Here is a 630-nt window from a genome sequence, read left to right as displayed (position 1 = left end):
AACGTCCGTTACTTCGCCGCGCTGTACGGTTTCGAGCACCAGGCCGCCGACGACGCGATCGAGCGGGTCGGGCTGGCCGACCACCGAACCGCGTTCTGCGGCAACCTTTCCGGCGGCCAGCGCACCCGGGTGTCGCTGGCCTGCGCGCTGGTCTGCCGGCCCGACCTGCTCGTGCTCGACGAGCCCACGGTCGGCCTGGACCCGGTGCTGCGCGCGGATCTCTGGGAGCAGTTCGCCGAGCTCGCCCGCGGCGGAACCACGCTGCTGGTCTCCAGCCACGTCATGGACGAAGCCGACCACTGCGGCGACCTGCTGCTGATGCGCGACGGTCACCTGCTTGCCCACACCACCCCGGCCCAACTACGAGAGGACACCGGATGCACGTCACTGGAGGACGCGTTTCTGTCCATCATCAAGCGCAGCACCATGCGCCAGGCCGACCGTGGGCTCGTCGAGCACGAGCAGGTCGGGCCGGCAGACCAGCGCGCAGGCCAGCGACACCCGGGTGCGCTGGCCGCCGGAAAGGTTGCCGCAGAACGCGGTTCGGTGGTCGGCCAGCCCGACCCGCTCGATCGCGTCGTCGGCGGCCTGGTGCTCGAAACCGTACAGCGCGGCGAAGTAACGGACGTT

Annotated in this window: 2 pseudogenes; one reads left to right on the top strand and one right to left on the bottom strand. The window is 70.3% G+C overall.

The window, feature by feature from the left end:
- Positions 1–426, top strand: a pseudogene (locus tag A5701_RS20290) (ATP-binding cassette domain-containing protein); the annotation flags it as partial.
- Positions 427–432: 6 nt separating this feature from the next.
- Here the strand turns inward: A5701_RS20290 and A5701_RS29390 are convergent.
- A pseudogene (locus tag A5701_RS29390) lies at positions 433–630 on the bottom strand (ATP-binding cassette domain-containing protein); the annotation flags it as partial.

The organism is Mycobacterium sp. E3305, assembly GCF_001666785.1.
Classification (GTDB): domain Bacteria; phylum Actinomycetota; class Actinomycetes; order Mycobacteriales; family Mycobacteriaceae; genus Mycobacterium.
This window is presented reverse-complemented; position numbering and strand designations above follow the sequence as displayed.